Here is a 797-nt window from a genome sequence, read left to right as displayed (position 1 = left end):
ATTGAAAGACATTCCAAAATCTTATCATATGAGACTCAGGACATTTTCCATTGGTGCCAGCAAAACGAGGAAGGAGAAACTCAATAAAAGGAGAAAACTTTCTAGGATATCCCAGAATTTCGCTCATATCCAAAGGTCTGTAGCTTCCTGGATCCCATTGTGAAGTCATGGTTGGATTCGTCATTAGTGGAGTCGCCAGATAGTTTCCCTGAAACTACCAAAGAATAGGGGGAGAAAGGTAGTGGAGTCACCAGGTAAGCTTACAAGAAAGTTCTGAGGCAAGGCTTACCAAAGATATGTCGTTGAGGAAGGTAGACTCAGTGTTCCCCGGCAACGGCGCCAAAATGTTATCGCACGGTTTGTAGGATAGGTTAAATAGCTTGAGTCAAGGCTTGAAACCGGCGTAACAGGAGCTTCCCCACCCACTGTCACCTCGATGGGGGGCTCTTTCTATTTAGGAGGGCAAGTCCAAGGGAGACGTCCCTAAGTCAATCTGGATAAAGGAAGGCTAAAGGAAATGTCAAGGAGAAACCCTTCCACAGATTGATGCCCAAGATAGTCACAAGGTAAGATCACTGCTGAAGCACCTGTTTGCGAGACAAAACAAAGACAACTAGGATGTATGCTTGCAGTGGATTAGTACTTCATCAAATAAATGACTATCTATGATTCAATATATGAGCAAAATACTAATGCTATTATTGACGAAGTCAATGATGGCTAAATAAGCAAAGACTATAATCACTTCTCAATAAAGCATAAAGGACAATAGCATTCAATGTAATCAATTCAAACCA

The 797-nt window shown here is 41.9% G+C and carries 1 protein-coding gene; it reads right to left on the bottom strand.

Features of this window, described 5'->3' with window-relative positions; translation table 11 throughout:
• On the bottom strand, positions 1 to 184 hold a 184-nt coding region (locus tag NUW87_RS11420; RefSeq protein WP_269028644.1), incomplete at its 3' end, for a hypothetical protein.
• Positions 185 to 797: the final 613 nt, after the last annotated feature.

Source organism: Corynebacterium pilbarense, assembly GCF_026930265.1.
GTDB classification, from domain to species: domain Bacteria; phylum Actinomycetota; class Actinomycetes; order Mycobacteriales; family Mycobacteriaceae; genus Corynebacterium; species Corynebacterium pilbarense.
The sequence above is the reverse complement of the archived record's forward strand: the minus strand, read 5'-3'. Positions and strand labels throughout refer to the sequence as shown.